Below are 15,778 nucleotides of genomic sequence, written 5' to 3' on the forward strand. Positions count from 1 at the left end.
GCTGAGCTGTGCGTAGCACTGGCGACTCAACTCGGCGGCTTGCGGTCCGAGAGCCCGTGCATGAATACATAGCAGCCCGGAATCCGCGGCGCCCCATCGGCGAATTTGGCCTGGTACTCCGATGGCGTCACCCCGACCAGCTGCCGGAACTTGCTACTGAACGATCCAAGACTGCTGTACCCGACCAGCATGCAGACCTCGGTCACGGTGAGATTGGTGGCCCGCAGATAGTCCTGTGCCCGCTCGATCCGCCGCTCCGCCAGATATGCCGCGGGCGTCAACCCGTAGACCGCCGCGAACGCGCGCAGGAAGTGATACTTCGAAACTCCTGCGGCAGTGGCCAATTCGTCCAGATTCAACGGCTCGGCATAGTCGCGATCGGCGAGATCCCGCGCCCGCCGCAGGTGCGGCAGTAGGTAGAGCGCAGGTAATCCGGTCATCTCAGGTGAACGGGGCGAGTTCGTCGAAGCGGTAGGACGCCCGACCCGCCGCGCGCCAGGCCCGTGCGGTCAGATCCAGATCCTCGTCGGTGACCAGATTGCCCATCACCCGAACCGCAGTGCGCTGCAGGTACTTCGACCGCATGACCGGCGGCCCGCCCATCGGCACCATCCGCGGATGGGTCGCCAGTCCGGCGATCCGCCGCGCCACCGAGAAGGTCCGCCCGTAGCGGGCCCGCAACAGTTCCGGCCACACCGTCGTCAGATCCGGTTCGTCCAGCAGCCCGGCGAGCATGTGACCGCCCTCCAGGCCGTAATCGATGCCCTCGCCATTGAGCGGATTCACACATCCCGCGGCGTCGCCGATCAGCACCCAGTTGCGCCCCGCGATATTCGACACTGCACCACCCATCGGCAGTAGCGCCGATGCGACCGCGCGCAGCGAACCCTCGAACTGCCACTCCTCGCGGCGCAGCGAGGTGTAATGCTCCAGCAGCGGTTTCAATGCGATATGCGAGGGGCGCTTCTCGGTGGCCAGCGATCCGACACCGATATTCACCTCGCCATTGCCGAGCGGGAACACCCAGCCGTAGCCGGGCACCAATTCGCCGTCGGCATTGCGCAATTCCAGATGTGAGGTGATCCACTGGTCGTCGCTGCGCGCGGATTTGATGTAGGCGCGGGCCGCGGTGCCGTAGGCGTAGCGCCGATGCCAGGTGCGCCCGAGCATTTTGCCGATCGGGGAGCGCACCCCGTCGGCGACGACGAGCGTCTTGCAGCCGATCACCTGGGTGCCATCCGCCGTCTTCACCGTCACACCGGCGACGCGATCACCCTCGCGGATGACATCTATCACCTTTGTGCCGTCCAGCATCCTGGCCCCGGACTTCACGGCTGTCTCACGCAGTTTGTCGTCGAGTTCGGTTCGGGGAACGGCACTTCCATACGTTGGGAAGGAACCGCCCGGCCACGGCAGCAGGGCCTCGCGGCCGAAGCCGGTCATCCGCAGGCCGTGGTTCACGGTGTGCGCGCGCAGCCAGGCGCCGAGTCCGAGCTTCTCCAATTCGGCGGTGGCGCGCGGGGTGAGTCCATCGCCGCAGGTCTTGTCCCGTGGGAAGACGGCGGAATCGGTGAGTACGACATCTCGGCCGGCTCGCGCGGCCCATGCGGCCGCGGCGGAACCGGCCGGTCCGGCGCCGATCACGAGCACTTCGGTGTGAGTGGGAATCGCGCCCTGCGTCTCCCCGTCCGCGCCCGCGGGTGTGACATCCGGTGAACCCATGCGGTCAATACTTGCAGGAGGGTTCGGTTCATGTCGATGGTGCCCGCCTGTGCCGCACACCATGCGATCGATGAGCTCGGAAAAGCATGTGCGAAAGTGTCTGATACACCGCATAGTGACGGTGTTCATGGGCCGCGCGGCGGGGACACGCTAGGTTCTCTACCGTGGGGTCGGACGCAGCGCTGGGAGAAGAGATGAGCACATCGGCTGTGAGTGATGAGAGCACGGTGGTCGCCGGAGTCGATCTCGGTGACACCGAGCTCGCGGCGACCGTGCGCAACGGACTCATCGATGTCGAGAAACTGCTGATCGATGAGCTGTCCGACGGCGAGCTGTTCCTGCAGGAGGCGGCGCTGCACCTGGCCAAGGCCGGGGGTAAGCGATTCCGACCGCTGTTCACCATCCTCACCGGGCAGCTCGGCCCGCGCCCGACCGATCCGGCCCTGATCACCGCTGGCACCGTCGTCGAACTGGTGCACCTGGCGACCCTCTACCACGACGATGTGATGGATGAGGCCCCGATGCGCCGCGGCGCCCCGAGCGTGAATTCGCGCTGGGGCAACAGCATCGCCATCCTCGCGGGCGACTATCTGTTCGCGCACGCGTCCCGGCTCACCTCGACCCTGGGCCCGGACGCGGTGCGGATCATCGCCGAGACCTTCGCCGAACTGGTCACCGGCCAGATGCGGGAAACCATGGGGGCCCGCGATTCCCAGGATCCGGTGGAGCACTACCTGCGCGTGGTCTGGGAGAAGACCGGCTCGCTGATCGCCGCCGCCGGACGCTTCGGCGGCACCTTCTCCGGCGCCGACACCGAGCATGTGGAACGGCTGGCCCGGCTCGGCGATGCGGTCGGCACCGCCTTCCAGATCTCCGACGACATCATCGACATCTCCTCGGCCGCCGAACAGTCCGGCAAGACGCCGGGCACCGACCTGCGCGAGGGCGTGCACACCCTGCCGGTGCTGTACGCGCTGCGCGATGAGGGCGCCGAGGGCGACCGCCTGCGCAAACTGCTCGCCCACCCGCTGGAGACCGACGCCGAGGTCGAAGAGGCGCTCGGCCTGCTCGCCCACTCCCGCGGCATGGTGCTGGCCAAGGAGAAGCTGCAGGGGTACGCCGATCTCGCGCACGCCGAACTCTCCGCACTGCCCTCGGGTCCGGCCAATGACGCCCTGGAGCATCTGGTCCGCTACACCATCGAGCGCGTCGGCTAGTGGTCGCGGCCCGGCACGCCGGACTCGATCACACCCGGAACTTTGCCCGTGATCTCTATCGTTGATCTGCCGTAAGGCACGCAACGAACGGGGGAGTGGGCAAGGAGACCTATGCACACGCACGGGTATGCGAATGGGCTGAAGACGTTCGGGCTCATGGTCGGCCTCTCGACCTTGATCGTGCTCGCCGGAGCGATGTTCCGTAGCCCGACCATTCTCTTCTTGGCGATCCTGCTCGCGGTGGGTATGAACGCCTACGCCTATTTCAACAGCGACAAGATCGCGCTCAAGGCCATGCACGCGCAGCCGGTGAGCGAGCTGGAGGCCCCGGTCATCTATCGCATCGTGCGTGAGCTCGCGACCACGGCGCGCCAGCCGATGCCACGGCTCTACATCAGCCCGACCAACGCGCCCAATGCCTTCGCGACCGGCCGCAGTCCGCGCCATGCCGCCGTCTGCTGTACCAGCGGCATCCTGCAGATCCTCGACGAGCGCGAGCTACGCGCGGTCCTCGGCCATGAGCTATCGCATGTCTACAACCGCGACATTCTGATCTCCTCGATCGCGGGCGCGCTGGCCGCGGTCATCTCCGGCTTGGCCAACCTGGCCTTCTTCGCATCGATGTTCGGCGGCAATCGCGACGGCGAGGGCCCCAATATCGTCGGCGTCATCCTGGTGACGCTGCTCGGCCCGATCGCCGCGACCCTGGTCAAATTGGCGGTCTCCCGCTCGCGTGAGTACCAGGCCGATCAGTCCGGCGCCGAGCTGACCGGCGACCCGCTGGCCCTGGCCTCGGCCCTGCGCAAGCTGGAACGCGGCGTACAGGCCGCCCCGCTGCCCCCGGAACCGCAGCTGACCGCCCAGTCGCACCTGATGATCGCCAACCCGTTCCGCACCGGTGAGCGCGCGGCCCGCCTGTTCTCCACCCACCCCCCGATGGCCGACCGCATCGCCCGGCTGGAGGAAATGGCGGGCGGTCCCCGCCGCTACTGAGCTGCCCGCGACGACTGATACCCGAGCGCCGGATACCGAGGCGCTCAATCGTGTTCGGCCGCCAGCTCCTGCTCGTAGGCCCGCAGCGTCGCCACGAACAGCCGCCGCTGCTCGGCATCCAATGGTTCGAGCACCTTCCGCCAGGCCCGCGCACTGCCGCCGAGCCAGGCGTTGACCGACTTCTCGTGCGCCGCCGCGATGGCAACGATGGTGCGGCGCCGGTCTTTTTCATCCGAGCGCCGCTCCAGCACCCCCTGACGACTCAGATCGCCCACCATCAGGCTGACCGTCGTCGGCGCCACCTCCAGCCGGGCCGCCAGATCGTTCACCGTCATCGGCCCCTCGAACACCAGATTCGCCAGCAGTGACAGATGTCGCGGCGCGAGCGAAAACGATTGCAGCTCTTCGGGAACGCGCATTTTCTTGGCTCGTCCCACCACCCGGGGCATGAGCAGCAGCAGGCTCCGAACGCCCTCTTCCACCCCGATGCCGGGCACGTCCGTTGACATCTACCAGACCTCCCAATAGCCTTTGCATACAAAGTAATTTTGCTTGCAAAGCAAAATCTGATCTCTCTGGCAAGGCTAGTGCCGGCGATCGCAGATCTGCCCGGTGATCTGGAAGGACGCACGACATGACCGATTCACCGACGAACTCGGCATCGGATTTCAATGCAGTGAAATCCCGAGCCCGCCAACCGCTCTGCGCAGTCACCGCATCGCATTCTGCGGCGCGCAAACATGAACCGCAATAGTTTGCGGCCCTCGTGAATTGATCGCGTGCGGCAAAAAGAGAAACCCCCGCCGATCATTTGTGATCGGCGGGGGCTTTCGGTGGCAGGTGTAGGATTCGAACCTACGTAGGCTTTCACCGACAGATTTACAGTCTGCTCCCATTGGCCGCTCGGGCAACCTGCCGTCGCGCTTCTCGGCGCGCAGTGCAGCTTACAACGAACCCGCACCCATAATGCAAACCGGCTGGCCATCGGCCATGCGACGGGACTACGGTCGCGCCGCGGGGTAGAACTGACCGTGACCGGAACAGCCGGTCCGTAGCGACTGATCGCAGGTCGCTCGAAAGGGTCTGTCAAGACCGTTGGACCGCCAGGACAGGAGCGAAGTGTGGCCGATTCGTCTTTCGATGTTGTCAGCAAGGTCGACCGTCAGGAGGTCGACAACGCGCTGCATCAGGCGGAGAAGGAGCTGAACACCCGCTACGACTTCCGTGGCACCGGCGCGACCATCGAATGGTCCGGTGAGGACAAGATCGTGCTGACCGCCGAGGCCGAGGAGCGGGTGAAAGCGGCGCTGGACGTGTTCAAGGAAAAGCTGATCCGCCGCGATATTTCGCTCAAGGCATTCGACGCCGGTGAGCCGGCGGCCTCGGGTAAGACCTACAAAATCACCGGCACCCTGGTGCAGGGCATCGACGCCGAACATGCGAAGAAGATTTCCAAGAAGATCCGCGATGAGGGCCCCAAGGGTGTCAAGGCGCAGATCCAGGGTGATGAACTCCGCGTCTCCAGCAAGAAGCGCGACGATCTGCAGGCGGTGATCGCGCTGCTGAAGGGTGATGACTTCGGCATCGCACTGCAGTTCGTCAATTACCGGTAGGACGCCGTGGCTGATCCTTTCGAGCGACCTGCAAGCAGTCGCTGGCGGCCGCTCGGCGGGTGGCCGCAAACCGGCTCTGACCACCCGGTTTGGAACTGTGACCGGTGAGTGTGTAACCTCGTTCAAGACTTCGCCGCGCCGGGGTCGTGATCAAAGATCGCGGTGCGGAGCTAGTCATGCCCCCTTAGCTCAGTCGGCAGAGCGTTTCCATGGTAAGGAAAAGGTCAACGGTTCGATTCCGTTAGGGGGCTCGCCGGATTGCCGGTGGTGACCGACTCGGCATCGCTACACCCTCCACTTTGTGGAGCCGGGCGCGGCATCACCAAGGCAATGCGACCCCGTGGCGGTGTAGCTCAGTCGGTAGAGCAAACGACTCATAATCGTTGTGTCGCCGGTTCAAGTCCGGCCATCGCTACCAAAGACCGATCAGACCATCTGGTTGACCGAAAGAAGGAATATCGTGGCCGCGAAGTCCACCGATGTCCGGCCAAAGATCACCTTGGCCTGCGAGCAGTGCAAGCACCGCAACTACATCACCAAGAAGAACCGGCGCAACGACCCGGATCGGCTGGAGCTGAAGAAGTTCTGCCCGAACTGTGGCACGCACCGGGCGCACCGCGAATCCCGCTAGTCCACCACGCGTGCCGCTGCCGCGTTGATCGGCTTCCGGGTTTCGTCCCGGATTCTCGGGTCGTGACACTTGCGAGGGCCGGACATCATGTCCGGCCCTGACGTGTTTCACGCGCCGGCGGGGCACGAGCGAGCGTAGCGAGTGAGTAACAGACACAGCCGCCAATGCGGGCACGATAGAGCCGAGCGTTAGCGAGGCGCAGTCGTGAACGCTCGTCGACTCCGGTTGCGGGGTCAGATAGGTACAGTCCTCCCGTGACAATCAACACCGGTACAGACGAAGCGGTCGCAATGGACGAAGAACTCGATCCTGCGGCGCACGCCGCGGCGATGGTCGGTCATCACTACCGCGTCGACGACTACTACGAGGTCGGCCGCGAGAAGGTACGTGAATACGCCCGCGCCGTACAGGACTACCACCCGGTGCACTGGGATGAGGATGCCGCGCAGGAGTACGGCTACGACGGCCTGCTCGCCCCGCTGACCTTCATTTCCCTGGTCGGAATTCTGGCCCAGCGCAAGCTGTTCGAGCAGATCGTCACCGGTTACGACCTGAGCCAGATCATGCAGACCGATCAGATCCTGGAATTCCATCGGCCGATCAAAGTCGGCGACCAGTTGGTCTGCGATGTCTACCTGCACTCGTTCCGGCAGGCCTTCGGCGGCGACATCATCGTCACCAAGAACATCGTCACCGCGCAGGACGAGGTGGTGCTCACCACCTACACCACGCTGATCGGACGCAGCGGCGGCGATATCGACCCGAACCTGCAGGGCGCGGTCCGCAATGTGCTCATGCACGGCATCGGCGAGGACGCCCCCACCCATCACCCGCGCACCCTGGCCGCTCCCGCCGCGGCGCCGGTGCCGGTGGTGCCCGCGATCGCGCCGAGCAAGCACGCGCTCGAGTTCGAGAACATCGCGGTCGGCGACGAGCTGCCCCCGCGCACCGTCCGGTTGACGCGCGGCGATCTGGTGAACTACGCCGGTGTCTCCGGCGACGCGAATCCGATCCACTGGAGCGACGAGGTCGTCAAGCTGGTCGGTCTGGACAATGTGGTCGCGCACGGCATGCTCACCATGGGCCTCGGCGGCGGTTTCGTCACCTCCTGGCTCGGCGATCCCGGCGCGGTCAAGGAATACAACGTTCGCTTCACCAGTCCGGTGTACGTCGGCTCCGAGGAGCCCGCGGAGGTCGAGTTCACGGGTAAGGTGAAATCGGTGGATCCGGAGACCCGGACCGCGGTCGTCGCCATCGTGGCGAAGGCGGCGGGCAAGAAGATCTTCGGACGGGCTACGGCAACCGTGCAACTGGTCTGAGCTGGTCGGGTGACCCTGATTGGCAAATGCCGCGGGCGGTAACGTACACTCAGATTTCTGGGGTCACCAGCCGCTGCGCGCTGCTCTGCAAGGCTGGCTCCAGGTGAGTCCGTAAGGATTCACCACGGGGTCGGCAACTGCCGGAGTAGCGCGCGTGTTGTGTGACACCAGATAGCAAGAACGACAACTGAACACAGAACAGTGATCGGACAGCTCTGATCGTCCGATCAAAGGGGCGTAGCTCAATTGGCAGAGCAGCGGTCTCCAAAACCGCAGGTTGCAGGTTCAAGTCCTGTCGCCCCTGCCCTGGATGCCAGCGACGAAAGGATCGACGTGGTCGACGAGCGGGATACTCGCCACGGCGCGCATGCTGCCGAGGATGGCGACGACACCGCCGCCATGGCTCGGCCGAGCGGCAAGCGGTCCGCCCGGCGGGGTCGCTCTGCGTCGCAGGCCGATACGGGTTCGGTCGCCACGATCGACCGGCCCACCCTGGCCAAGGCAGCCAAGAAGACCGATCGGGCCGAGCGCAAGAAGACGGGTAACCCGTTCAAGCGTTTGATCAAGTTCCTGCGCGAAGTTATCGCGGAACTGCGCAAGGTGATCTGGCCCAACCGGAAGCAAATGGTCACCTATACGAGCGTTGTTCTGGTGTTCGTGATCTTCATGGTCGCGTTCATCAGCGGATTGGATGTGGCGTTCATCAAGGGTGTCAACTGGCTGTTCGGCTAGCTGATCACCGCTAGCGACTGCTTGCAGGGCGCTCGAAACGATCTGCCGACGCCGGTAGCCGATCCCGGGGCGGCGCGTCACAGCGCGCCCGACCCGGTACGCAAAGGATGTACGTGACGACACAGGAAGCGAGTGCCCCAGTGAGCACCCCGGAGAACGACACAACCGACGAGTTCCCGGTCGACGACGCGGTGCAGGCCGTCGAGGAGTCTGCGGCCGTCGAGGAAGCTGTGGTCGACGAATCCGACGCCGCTGACGCCGAAGTTGTCGAGGCTGCTCCTGTCGATGCCGAACCCGCCGATCCGGTCGCCGAGATGAAGGCCGCGCTGCGGCGCGCCCCCGGTGATTGGTATGTGATCCACTCGTACGCCGGTTACGAGAACAAGGTGAAGGCCAACCTCGAAACCCGCGTGCAGAACCTGGACCTCGAGGACTACATCTTCCAGGTCGAGGTGCCGACCGAAGAGGTCACCGAGATCAAGAACGGCCAGCGCAAGCATGTCAACCGCAAAGTGCTGCCCGGCTACATCCTGGTCCGGATGGAGCTCAACGACGAGTCGTGGGGCGCGGTGCGCAACACCCCCGGTGTCACCGGTTTCGTCGGCGCCACCTCGCGCCCGTCGCCGCTTTCCATCGATGACGTGGTGAAGTTCCTGGTCCCGGCCGCACAGCAGCAGAAGAAGCCCGCTGCCGAGGCCGCCGCGGCGACCGCGGCCGCCACCGATATCGCACCCAAGCCGGTCATCGAGGTCGACTTCGAGGTCGGCGAGTCGGTGACCGTGATGGACGGCCCGTTCGCGACGCTGCCCGCCAGCATTTCCGAGGTCAACGCCGAGCAGCAGAAGCTCAAGGTGCTCGTGTCGATCTTCGGTCGCGAGACTCCGGTCGAGCTGGCGTTCACCCAGGTCGCGAAAATCTAGACCAACTCTGCCGCCCCGGCGACGGGACGACGGAATGGATCGGCCCGGACCACGGGTTGATTCACCTTGGACTTGCAAAGAGCAAGGAAAACAAACACCTAGGAAAGAAAGATGCCCCCCAAGAAGAAGAAGCTCGCCGGGATCATCAAGCTTCAGATCCAGGCCGGCCAGGCGAACCCGGCCCCTCCGGTCGGCCCCGCGCTCGGTCAGCACGGCGTCAACATCATGGAGTTCTGCAAGGCGTACAACGCCGCGACCGAATCGCAGCGTGGCAACGTCATTCCGGTCGAGATCTCGGTGTACGAGGACCGGACCTTCGACTTCAAGCTGAAGACCCCGCCCGCCGCTCGGCTGCTGCTCAAGGCCGCCGGTGTGCAGAAGGGCTCGGCCGAGCCGCACAAGACCAAGGTCGCGAAGGTCACCATGGACCAGGTCCGGGAGATCGCCAAGACCAAGCAGGAAGATCTGAACGCCAAGGACATCGACCAGGCGGCCAAGATCATCGCGGGTACCGCTCGCTCGATGGGCATCACCGTCGAGGGCTGAGTTCCCGTAATCCCGGACCAGCTGCCGGGACCCACGTGGGAGGGCCTGCCAGGCCCGGCAACCACATCTGAACACCGATAAGGACACAGACAAAATGGCAAAACGAAGCAAGGCGTATCTCGCCGCGGCCGAGAAGGTCGATCGCACTCAGCTCTACTCCCCGCTGGCCGCCGCGCGCCTGGCGAAGGAGACCGCAACCACCAAGACCGATGCGACCGTCGAGGTCGCCGTTCGTCTCGGTGTGGATCCCCGCAAGGCCGACCAGATGGTCCGCGGCACGGTCAACCTGCCGCACGGCACCGGTAAGACCGCCCGCGTCATCGTGTTCGCGGCCGGTGAGAAGGCCGCCGAGGCCGAGGCCGCCGGTGCGGACGCGGTCGGCGCCGAGGATCTGATCGAGCGGATCCAGGGCGGCTGGCTGGACTTCGACGCCGCGATCGCCACCCCGGACCAGATGGCCAAGGTCGGCCGGATCGCGCGTGTCCTGGGCCCGCGCGGCCTGATGCCGAACCCGAAGACGGGCACGGTCACCAACGATGTGACCAAGGCCGTCAACGACATCAAGGGCGGCAAGATCAACTTCCGCGTCGACAAGCAGGCCAACCTGCACTTCGTCATCGGCAAGGCGTCCTTCGACGATGCCAAGCTGGTGGAGAACTACGGCGCCGCGCTGGATGAGATCCTGCGTGCCAAGCCGTCGACCGCCAAGGGCCGCTACGTCAAGAAGGTGACGGTCTCGACGAACACCGGACCGGGCATCCCGGTGGACCCGAACCGCACCCGCAACCTCCTCGACGAGGATGCGTAAGTAGCACCCTGGCTCTTCGGTAGCCCAGCTCTTCGGAAGCTGAGCGCTATCGCGGGAAGCTGAGTATTACCGCAAAGGGCGGGAACGCGAATCGCGTTCCCGCCCTTTGTGCATCTTCGGCCGATTCTCGTGGGCGGCGGCGCATGGCGCTCGCGGTGCGGCGGACGCACCCGCGAACCGGACTAATTCACCCGCGGCGACGGTTGGCCATAAGGTGACCACCGTACTGCTCATCTCCGGAAGCACGCGTAGTGCTTCGACCAATACCGCCGCACTGCGCACCGTCGCGGCGATCGCGCCGGAGGGTGTCGAAACCTTCTGGTACGAGGGCCTCGCCGAACTTCCCGCATTCAGCCCGGACGATGACGGGACCGGCCATCGCTCGGTTGTCGCACTGCACGAACACATTTCGCGCGCCGACGCGGTCCTGCTCTGCACCCCCGAATACGCGGGTACCCTCCCCGGCAGCTTCAAGAACCTGCTCGATTGGACTGTCGGCACCGCCGACCTCTACGAAAAACCAACGGCCTTCCTCAATGTCGCCGCACAAGGCCGGGGCGAAGGCGCGGCCGCAACCCTGACCACGGTGCTGGGTTACGTCGGCGCCATCGTCGACCCGGTCACCTGCGCCCACCTTCCGGTACCTCGCGATGCCATCGACCCCGACGGCCTGGTCACCACCCCCCAATTCCGCACCGGCGCACTCACGGCCCTGACCCGCCTGATCCGCCAGACCACCCCCGCCTGACCACCCCGCCGAGGCGAGTCTAATGGTGGCTTTCGGACCCGGTCCGAGCCACCATTCGACGGTCAGTTTTCCTGGGGCTCGGTGGATTTGCGCCAGCCGAGGAGGACGGACTCGCCCTGCTGGACGCCCCAGGGCAGGAAGATGGCTACGACCATGGCGCACACCACCACCGCGCTCGCGGCTACCAGGGATGCGGCGTGGGAACCCTGCAAAGCCGCCGTTTTCATGGCGGTGATGAGGTTTTCGCGCTGAGCATCGAAGAGCGGCGCCAGCTCTCGTTTCCGGATCTCCAGCACGCTGAGCGGACTGGCCTTCACCAGACTGCGCTCGTGCGTGTTCATCATCCCCGCGGGCACCCGGTCGATCAGCGGTGAAACCCGAGTCGTGTAGTAGGAGGCCACGATCGAGCCCAGGACCGCGACGCCGAGCGTGCCACCGATCTCGCGCGTGGTGTCGTTGACCGCCGACCCCGCGCCCGCCTCGTCGAGCGGCAGCGACGACATGATGGACTCGGTGGCCGGTCCCTGCACGATGGCCAAGCCGAGCGCCATCGACACCATCGACGGCAGCACATCCGTGACATAACTGCTGTCGACGGTCACCTGACCGCCCAGATACAGCCCTGATCCGGTGAGCAACAGCCCGAAAACGATCACCGGCGTGGCACCCACCCGCGTGGCGAGCAGCGTCGCGATCGGTGCGCCGATGGCTACGGAGAACGCGAACGGTAATGAGGCGATGCCGAATTCGAGCGGTGTGTATTCGCGGACACCCTGGAAGTACTGAGTAATAAGGAACAGGAACCCGAACATCGAGAAGTATCCGACCGCGATCGACAAGGCGGGCATGGAGAATCGGCGATTCCGGAACAGCCGCATATCGAGAATCGGTGCGCTGGTGCGCAATTCCCAGGTGATGAACGCGGCGAGCAGTGCGACTCCGAGTGCGGCCACGCCCAGCGTGATAGTCGACAGCCAGCCATTGCGCGGGGCTTCGATGATGGCCCACACCAGCAGTGTGATGCCCGCGATCGAGAGCGCGATGCCCGGCAGGTCGAGCCGACCCACCTGGGAGGACCGCGACTCGGGCACCCAGATCATGGTGGCGGCCAACGCGACCAGCGCCACCGGCACATTGATCCAGAAGACCGAATGCCAGGAAAAGTGTTCCAGCAGCCAGCCGCCGGAGATCGGGCCGATCGCGATGGCGAATCCGGCCATCGCGGTCCAGGCCGCGATGGCCAGTGCGCGCTCGCTTTTATCGGTGAAGACATTGATGATCAGCGCCAGCGTCGCGGGGAAGACGGCCGCGGCGAAGATGCCCATCGCGGCGCGGGCGGCGATGAGGTTGCCCATGGACTCCGAGAGCGCGCCGCCGATCGACATCACGGCAACGCCGAGCAAACCGATGATCAGCATCCGGCGGCGTCCGTAGCGGTCGCCGAGATTGCCGAAGGCGAGCAACAGTCCGGCGAAGGTCAGGGTGTACGCGTCGACGACCCATTGCAGGCCGCTGACGCCGGTGGCCAACTCCACCCCGATGGAGGGGAGGGCCACGTTGACGATGGTGTTGTCGAGGACGACCAGCAGTTCCGCGAGGCAGATGACGGCCAGGGCGATGAAGCGCCTGGTGCGTCGTTCCAGCAGCACCGGTGGATCGACTATGGAGGTTGCCATAGTTCGGTAGTCAAGCAGTATCTGTCACTCTTGGTAACACTTGTTGCTGGCGACATCCGCCACATTCACGGGCGAATTGTGAGGCACGCCACAACAATTCGGTCGCGAAAGCATCCCGGTCGCACCCGTTTTGGCAGATGGGGGCGGGCTCGGCTACTGTGGACGGAAGTAATCGACGAGTTCGATGACTACCCAATCCGTTCTACCGAAGACCGTTGGTCACTGCGTCCGTTCGGGCGCGGTCGAAGGTCCGGCATCAAGTCGGCGGCCCACGCAGGGAGGACCGAGGCTGGGCATTGATCCGGTGCATGCCGGGTCGATCACCTATTGCGCCCCGGAACGCTCTGCGTTCGGGGCGTTTGCTTTATCGCTGGCCCCTGGTACTCGGCAGTTCGAATACGAACCGACATCCAGAGAGGAGGCGAAGTATGGCAAAACCCGAGAAGGTCACCGCGGTCGAAGAGATCACGGAGCAGTTCAGGAGCTCAACGGCCACTGTCATCACGGAATACCGTGGTCTGTCGGTCGGCAAGCTCACCGATCTGCGTCGCGCGCTCGGCGAAGGCGCTACCTACTCCGTCGCCAAGAACACCCTGGTCAAGCGTGCGGCCGCCGAGGCGGGCGTCGTTGGGCTGGACGACTTGTTCGTCGGACCGACCGCCATCGCCTTCATCAAGGGCGAGCCGGTCGACGCAGCGAAGGCCATCAAGACCTTCGCCAAGGACAACAAGGCGCTCATCATCAAGGGCGGGTACATGGACGGCAACGCGCTGTCCGTTGCCGAGGTCGAGAAGATCGCCGACCTGGAGTCCCGCGAGGTGCTGCTGGCCAAGCTGGCAGGCGCCATGAAGGGCAACCTGGCGAAGGCTGCCGGTCTGTTCAACGCTCCCGCTTCGCAGGTGGCCCGCCTGGCCGCCGCCCTGCAGGAGAAGAAGCAGGCCGAAGGCGGAGCTGCCGCCGAGTAACACCCCCGCGGCGTGAGCGACGGGTCCGGAGGCGGCAGCGCCAGCGTAACCACGTAGGACCCCGGGAGCGCCGCAATTCAACACAGCGGGCGGCTCGCCCTCATAGACAACCAACTACCGAAAGGAAACAACAATGGCCAACGTTGACGAACTGCTCGAGACCTTCGCCGGAATGACCCTGCTCGAGCTGTCGGACTTCGTCAAGAAGTTCGAGGAGAAGTTCGAGGTCACCGCGGCTGCTCCGGTCGCCGTCGCCGCCGTCGCCGGTGGTGCCGCTCCGGCCGAGGCCGCCGAGGAGCAGGACGAGTTCGACGTCATCCTCGAGGGTGCGGGCGAGAAGAAGATCCAGGTCATCAAGGTGGTCCGCGAGATCGTCTCCGGCCTGGGCCTGAAGGAAGCCAAGGACCTGGTCGAGAGTGCCCCGAAGCCGATCCTGGAGAAGGTCGCCAAGGAGGCCGCCGAGGCTGCCAAGGCGAAGCTGGAAGAGGCCGGCGCCAAGGTCTCGGTCAAGTAATTCACCTGACCCCGCCGAGCGGCCCGCAAGGGGCGCCACGGCTGCGTCGTCGAGCGGGCGGTCCCCAGTGGGGACCGCCCGTTTGCTTTGTCCCGAAGCATGCGACGGTAATGCGAATACTGAGAGTGATTCGGGGTTACTCTTCGGTCAGGTTAGGGTGTGCCGCGTCATGCTCATGGGATACAGTGACCGCACCCACTGTGACGCGACACACCGTGATACCCGATAGCGCGGTTCGCCGGTGGGCTGCTCGCTGAGAATTTGTGGAGGTTGGCGTGGGCGTCGAGGTCAGGACCGAAGGGGTTACCAAATCCTTCGGTTCACAGCGTATTTGGCAGGACGTCTCACTGACGCTGCCCTCGGGTGAGGTCAGCGCGCTGCTCGGCCCCTCGGGTACCGGTAAATCCGTCTTTCTGAAGTCATTGATCGGACTGCTGCGTCCGGAGCGCGGTTCGATCTTCATCGATGGCACCGATATCACGACCTGCTCCAATAAGGAGCTCTACGAAATTCGCAAGCTGTTCGGTGTGCTGTTCCAGGACGGCGCGCTGTTCGGGTCGATGAACCTGTTCGACAATGTGGCCTTCCCGTTGCGTGAGCACACCAAGAAGTCCGAGTCCGACATCAAGAAGATCGTGATGGAGAAGCTCGAGCTGACCGGTCTGCTCGGCGCCGAAGGCAAGCTCCCGGGCGAGATCTCCGGTGGTATGCGCAAACGTGCCGGTCTGGCCCGCGCTCTGGTGCTCGATCCGCAGATCATCCTGGTCGATGAGCCCGACTCCGGTCTGGACCCGGTTCGTACCTCGTATCTGTCGCAGTTGCTGATCGATATCAACGCTCAGATCGACGCGACGATCCTGATCGTCACGCACAACATCAACCTGGCTCGTACGGTGCCCGACAACATCGGCATGTTGTTCCGCCGCTCGCTGGTGATGTTCGGCCCGCGCGAGGTGCTGCTCACCTCGGAGGAGCCGGTGGTCAAGCAGTTCCTCAACGGTCGCATGATCGGTCCGATCGGCATGTCCGAGGAGAAGGACGAGGCGCAGATGGCCCGCGAGCAGGCGCTCGTCGACGCTGGCCACCACCACGGTGGTGCCGAGGAGGTCGAGGGCATCATCCCGCAGATGCGGGCGACGCCCGGTATGCCGGTACGCCAGGCTGTACTTCGCCGCCAGGCGCGAGTCCGCGAAATCATGCACACCCTGCCGCACGCGGCCCAGGTGGCTATCCGCGAGTCACTTGATCAGAACGACGATACGCAGGTGATGGCGTATCAGAACAGCGACCAGGGTGGATACCAGGGTGGCTCGTTCGAGACTACCGTGCGCCACAACACAACTAACGGGTAACATCTGCGATCGTGAATTCCAC

General features: G+C 64.8%; 17 protein-coding genes and 4 tRNA genes. 16 read left to right on the forward strand and 5 right to left on the reverse strand.

The window, feature by feature from the left end; genetic code table 11:
* Nucleotides 1-26 precede the first annotated feature (26 nt).
* Nucleotides 27-440, reverse strand: a complete 414-nt coding sequence (locus ACQP0C_RS04960; protein ID WP_433730976.1) for a helix-turn-helix transcriptional regulator — start codon at nt 438-440, stop codon at nt 27-29.
* 1 nt (nt 441) lies between these two features.
* Nucleotides 442-1,722 (reverse strand): geranylgeranyl reductase family protein, encoded by a 1,281-nt coding sequence (locus tag ACQP0C_RS04965; protein ID WP_433730978.1) that lies wholly within the window; start codon nt 1,720-1,722, stop codon nt 442-444.
* 194 nt (nt 1,723-1,916) lie between these two features.
* Between ACQP0C_RS04965 and ACQP0C_RS04970 the strand changes: the two genes are divergently transcribed.
* Together ACQP0C_RS04970 and htpX are read left to right on the forward strand one after the other, a co-directional pair.
* A complete protein-coding gene (locus ACQP0C_RS04970) occupies nt 1,917-2,939 on the forward strand; it encodes a polyprenyl synthetase family protein (protein WP_433730980.1) in 1,023 nt (340 codons plus the stop codon).
* 111 nt (nt 2,940-3,050) lie between these two features.
* Nucleotides 3,051-3,932, forward strand: a complete 882-nt coding sequence (htpX, locus tag ACQP0C_RS04975; RefSeq protein WP_433730982.1) for a zinc metalloprotease HtpX — start codon at nt 3,051-3,053, stop codon at nt 3,930-3,932.
* Between the two features lie 44 nt (nt 3,933-3,976).
* On the opposite strand, the gene ACQP0C_RS04980 is transcribed toward htpX, so the two are convergent.
* Both ACQP0C_RS04980 and ACQP0C_RS04985 read right to left on the reverse strand, forming a co-directional pair.
* Nucleotides 3,977-4,429, reverse strand: a complete 453-nt coding sequence (locus ACQP0C_RS04980; protein ID WP_433730984.1) for a MarR family winged helix-turn-helix transcriptional regulator — start codon at nt 4,427-4,429, stop codon at nt 3,977-3,979.
* 337 nt (nt 4,430-4,766) lie between these two features.
* Nucleotides 4,767-4,849 (reverse strand) — tRNA-Tyr (locus ACQP0C_RS04985).
* A 204-nt stretch (nt 4,850-5,053) separates the two neighbouring features.
* Between ACQP0C_RS04985 and ACQP0C_RS04990 the strand changes: the two genes are divergently transcribed.
* The 11 genes from ACQP0C_RS04990 (at nt 5,054) to ACQP0C_RS05040 (ending at nt 11,249) form a co-directional block, all read left to right on the forward strand.
* On the forward strand, nt 5,054-5,545 hold the full coding sequence (locus ACQP0C_RS04990) for a YajQ family cyclic di-GMP-binding protein (RefSeq protein WP_433730986.1): 492 nt from the start codon (nt 5,054-5,056) through the stop codon (nt 5,543-5,545).
* 178 nt (nt 5,546-5,723) lie between these two features.
* Nucleotides 5,724-5,796: transfer RNA gene (locus ACQP0C_RS04995), tRNA-Thr, on the forward strand.
* A 91-nt stretch (nt 5,797-5,887) separates the two neighbouring features.
* Nucleotides 5,888-5,963 (forward strand) — tRNA-Met (locus ACQP0C_RS05000).
* Nucleotides 5,964-6,005: 42 nt separating this feature from the next.
* The gene (gene rpmG / locus ACQP0C_RS05005; protein ID WP_011211653.1) at nt 6,006-6,176 is read left to right on the forward strand and encodes a 50S ribosomal protein L33; all 171 of its coding nucleotides are present in this window, start codon (nt 6,006-6,008) and stop codon (nt 6,174-6,176) included.
* A 260-nt stretch (nt 6,177-6,436) separates the two neighbouring features.
* The gene (locus tag ACQP0C_RS05010; protein ID WP_433734440.1) at nt 6,437-7,495 is read left to right on the forward strand and encodes a fused (3R)-hydroxyacyl-ACP dehydratase subunits HadA/HadB; all 1,059 of its coding nucleotides are present in this window, start codon (nt 6,437-6,439) and stop codon (nt 7,493-7,495) included.
* Between the two features lie 231 nt (nt 7,496-7,726).
* Nucleotides 7,727-7,799 (forward strand) — tRNA-Trp (locus ACQP0C_RS05015).
* Nucleotides 7,800-7,828: 29 nt separating this feature from the next.
* Nucleotides 7,829-8,227, forward strand: a complete 399-nt coding sequence (secE, locus tag ACQP0C_RS05020) for a preprotein translocase subunit SecE (RefSeq protein WP_433730988.1) — start codon at nt 7,829-7,831, stop codon at nt 8,225-8,227.
* A gap of 140 nt (nt 8,228-8,367) precedes the next feature.
* Nucleotides 8,368-9,147: a transcription termination/antitermination protein NusG gene (nusG, locus tag ACQP0C_RS05025; RefSeq protein WP_433734441.1), complete on the forward strand. Its 780-nt coding sequence runs from the start codon at nt 8,368-8,370 to the stop codon at nt 9,145-9,147.
* Nucleotides 9,148-9,258: 111 nt separating this feature from the next.
* Nucleotides 9,259-9,693 (forward strand): 50S ribosomal protein L11, encoded by a 435-nt coding sequence (rplK, locus tag ACQP0C_RS05030; protein WP_355179587.1) that lies wholly within the window; start codon nt 9,259-9,261, stop codon nt 9,691-9,693.
* A 94-nt stretch (nt 9,694-9,787) separates the two neighbouring features.
* Nucleotides 9,788-10,501, forward strand: a complete 714-nt coding sequence (gene rplA / locus ACQP0C_RS05035) for a 50S ribosomal protein L1 (protein ID WP_354960268.1) — start codon at nt 9,788-9,790, stop codon at nt 10,499-10,501.
* A 214-nt stretch (nt 10,502-10,715) separates the two neighbouring features.
* Complete coding sequence (locus tag ACQP0C_RS05040) at nt 10,716-11,249, forward strand: NADPH-dependent FMN reductase (RefSeq protein ID WP_433730990.1); 534 nt, start codon at nt 10,716-10,718, stop codon at nt 11,247-11,249.
* A gap of 62 nt (nt 11,250-11,311) precedes the next feature.
* Here ACQP0C_RS05040 and ACQP0C_RS05045 read toward each other — a convergent pair whose 3' ends face one another.
* Nucleotides 11,312-12,925, reverse strand: coding sequence for an MFS transporter (locus ACQP0C_RS05045; protein WP_433730992.1), 1,614 nt, complete (start codon nt 12,923-12,925; stop codon nt 11,312-11,314).
* 428 nt (nt 12,926-13,353) lie between these two features.
* Here ACQP0C_RS05045 and rplJ point away from each other — a divergent pair, with 428 nt between their 5' ends.
* The 3 genes from rplJ to ACQP0C_RS05060 all read left to right on the forward strand — a co-directional run bounded on the left by rplJ (nt 13,354) and on the right by ACQP0C_RS05060 (nt 15,756).
* On the forward strand, nt 13,354-13,890 hold the full coding sequence (gene rplJ / locus ACQP0C_RS05050; protein ID WP_354961082.1) for a 50S ribosomal protein L10: 537 nt from the start codon (nt 13,354-13,356) through the stop codon (nt 13,888-13,890).
* Between the two features lie 133 nt (nt 13,891-14,023).
* A complete protein-coding gene (gene rplL / locus ACQP0C_RS05055; RefSeq protein WP_433682495.1) occupies nt 14,024-14,404 on the forward strand; it encodes a 50S ribosomal protein L7/L12 in 381 nt (126 codons plus the stop codon).
* 275 nt (nt 14,405-14,679) lie between these two features.
* Complete coding sequence (locus ACQP0C_RS05060; RefSeq protein WP_433730994.1) at nt 14,680-15,756, forward strand: ABC transporter ATP-binding protein; 1,077 nt, start codon at nt 14,680-14,682, stop codon at nt 15,754-15,756.
* The last annotated feature ends 22 nt before the right edge of the window (nt 15,757-15,778 follow it).

It is taken from the genome of Nocardia sp. CA-129566, assembly GCF_050956075.1.
Taxonomy (GTDB): domain Bacteria; phylum Actinomycetota; class Actinomycetes; order Mycobacteriales; family Mycobacteriaceae; genus Nocardia.

Excerpts from the sequence above, each read along its gene's own strand:
- ACQP0C_RS04965 (WP_433730978.1), bottom strand. The coding sequence starts at position 1,722 with ATGGGTTCACCGGATGTCACACCCGCGGGCGCGGACGGGGAGACGCAG.
- ACQP0C_RS04960 (WP_433730976.1), bottom strand. The coding sequence starts at position 440 with ATGACCGGATTACCTGCGCTCTACCTACTGCCGCACCTGCGGCGGGCG.
- htpX (WP_433730982.1), top strand. The coding sequence starts at position 3,051 with ATGCACACGCACGGGTATGCGAATGGGCTGAAGACGTTCGGGCTCATG.
- rplJ (WP_354961082.1), top strand. The coding sequence starts at position 13,354 with ATGGCAAAACCCGAGAAGGTCACCGCGGTCGAAGAGATCACGGAGCAG.
- rplL (WP_433682495.1), top strand. The coding sequence starts at position 14,024 with ATGGCCAACGTTGACGAACTGCTCGAGACCTTCGCCGGAATGACCCTG.
- ACQP0C_RS05045 (WP_433730992.1), bottom strand. The coding sequence starts at position 12,925 with ATGGCAACCTCCATAGTCGATCCACCGGTGCTGCTGGAACGACGCACC.
- rplK (WP_355179587.1), top strand. The coding sequence starts at position 9,259 with ATGCCCCCCAAGAAGAAGAAGCTCGCCGGGATCATCAAGCTTCAGATC.
- rplA (WP_354960268.1), top strand. The coding sequence starts at position 9,788 with ATGGCAAAACGAAGCAAGGCGTATCTCGCCGCGGCCGAGAAGGTCGAT.
- ACQP0C_RS04970 (WP_433730980.1), top strand. The coding sequence starts at position 1,917 with ATGAGCACATCGGCTGTGAGTGATGAGAGCACGGTGGTCGCCGGAGTC.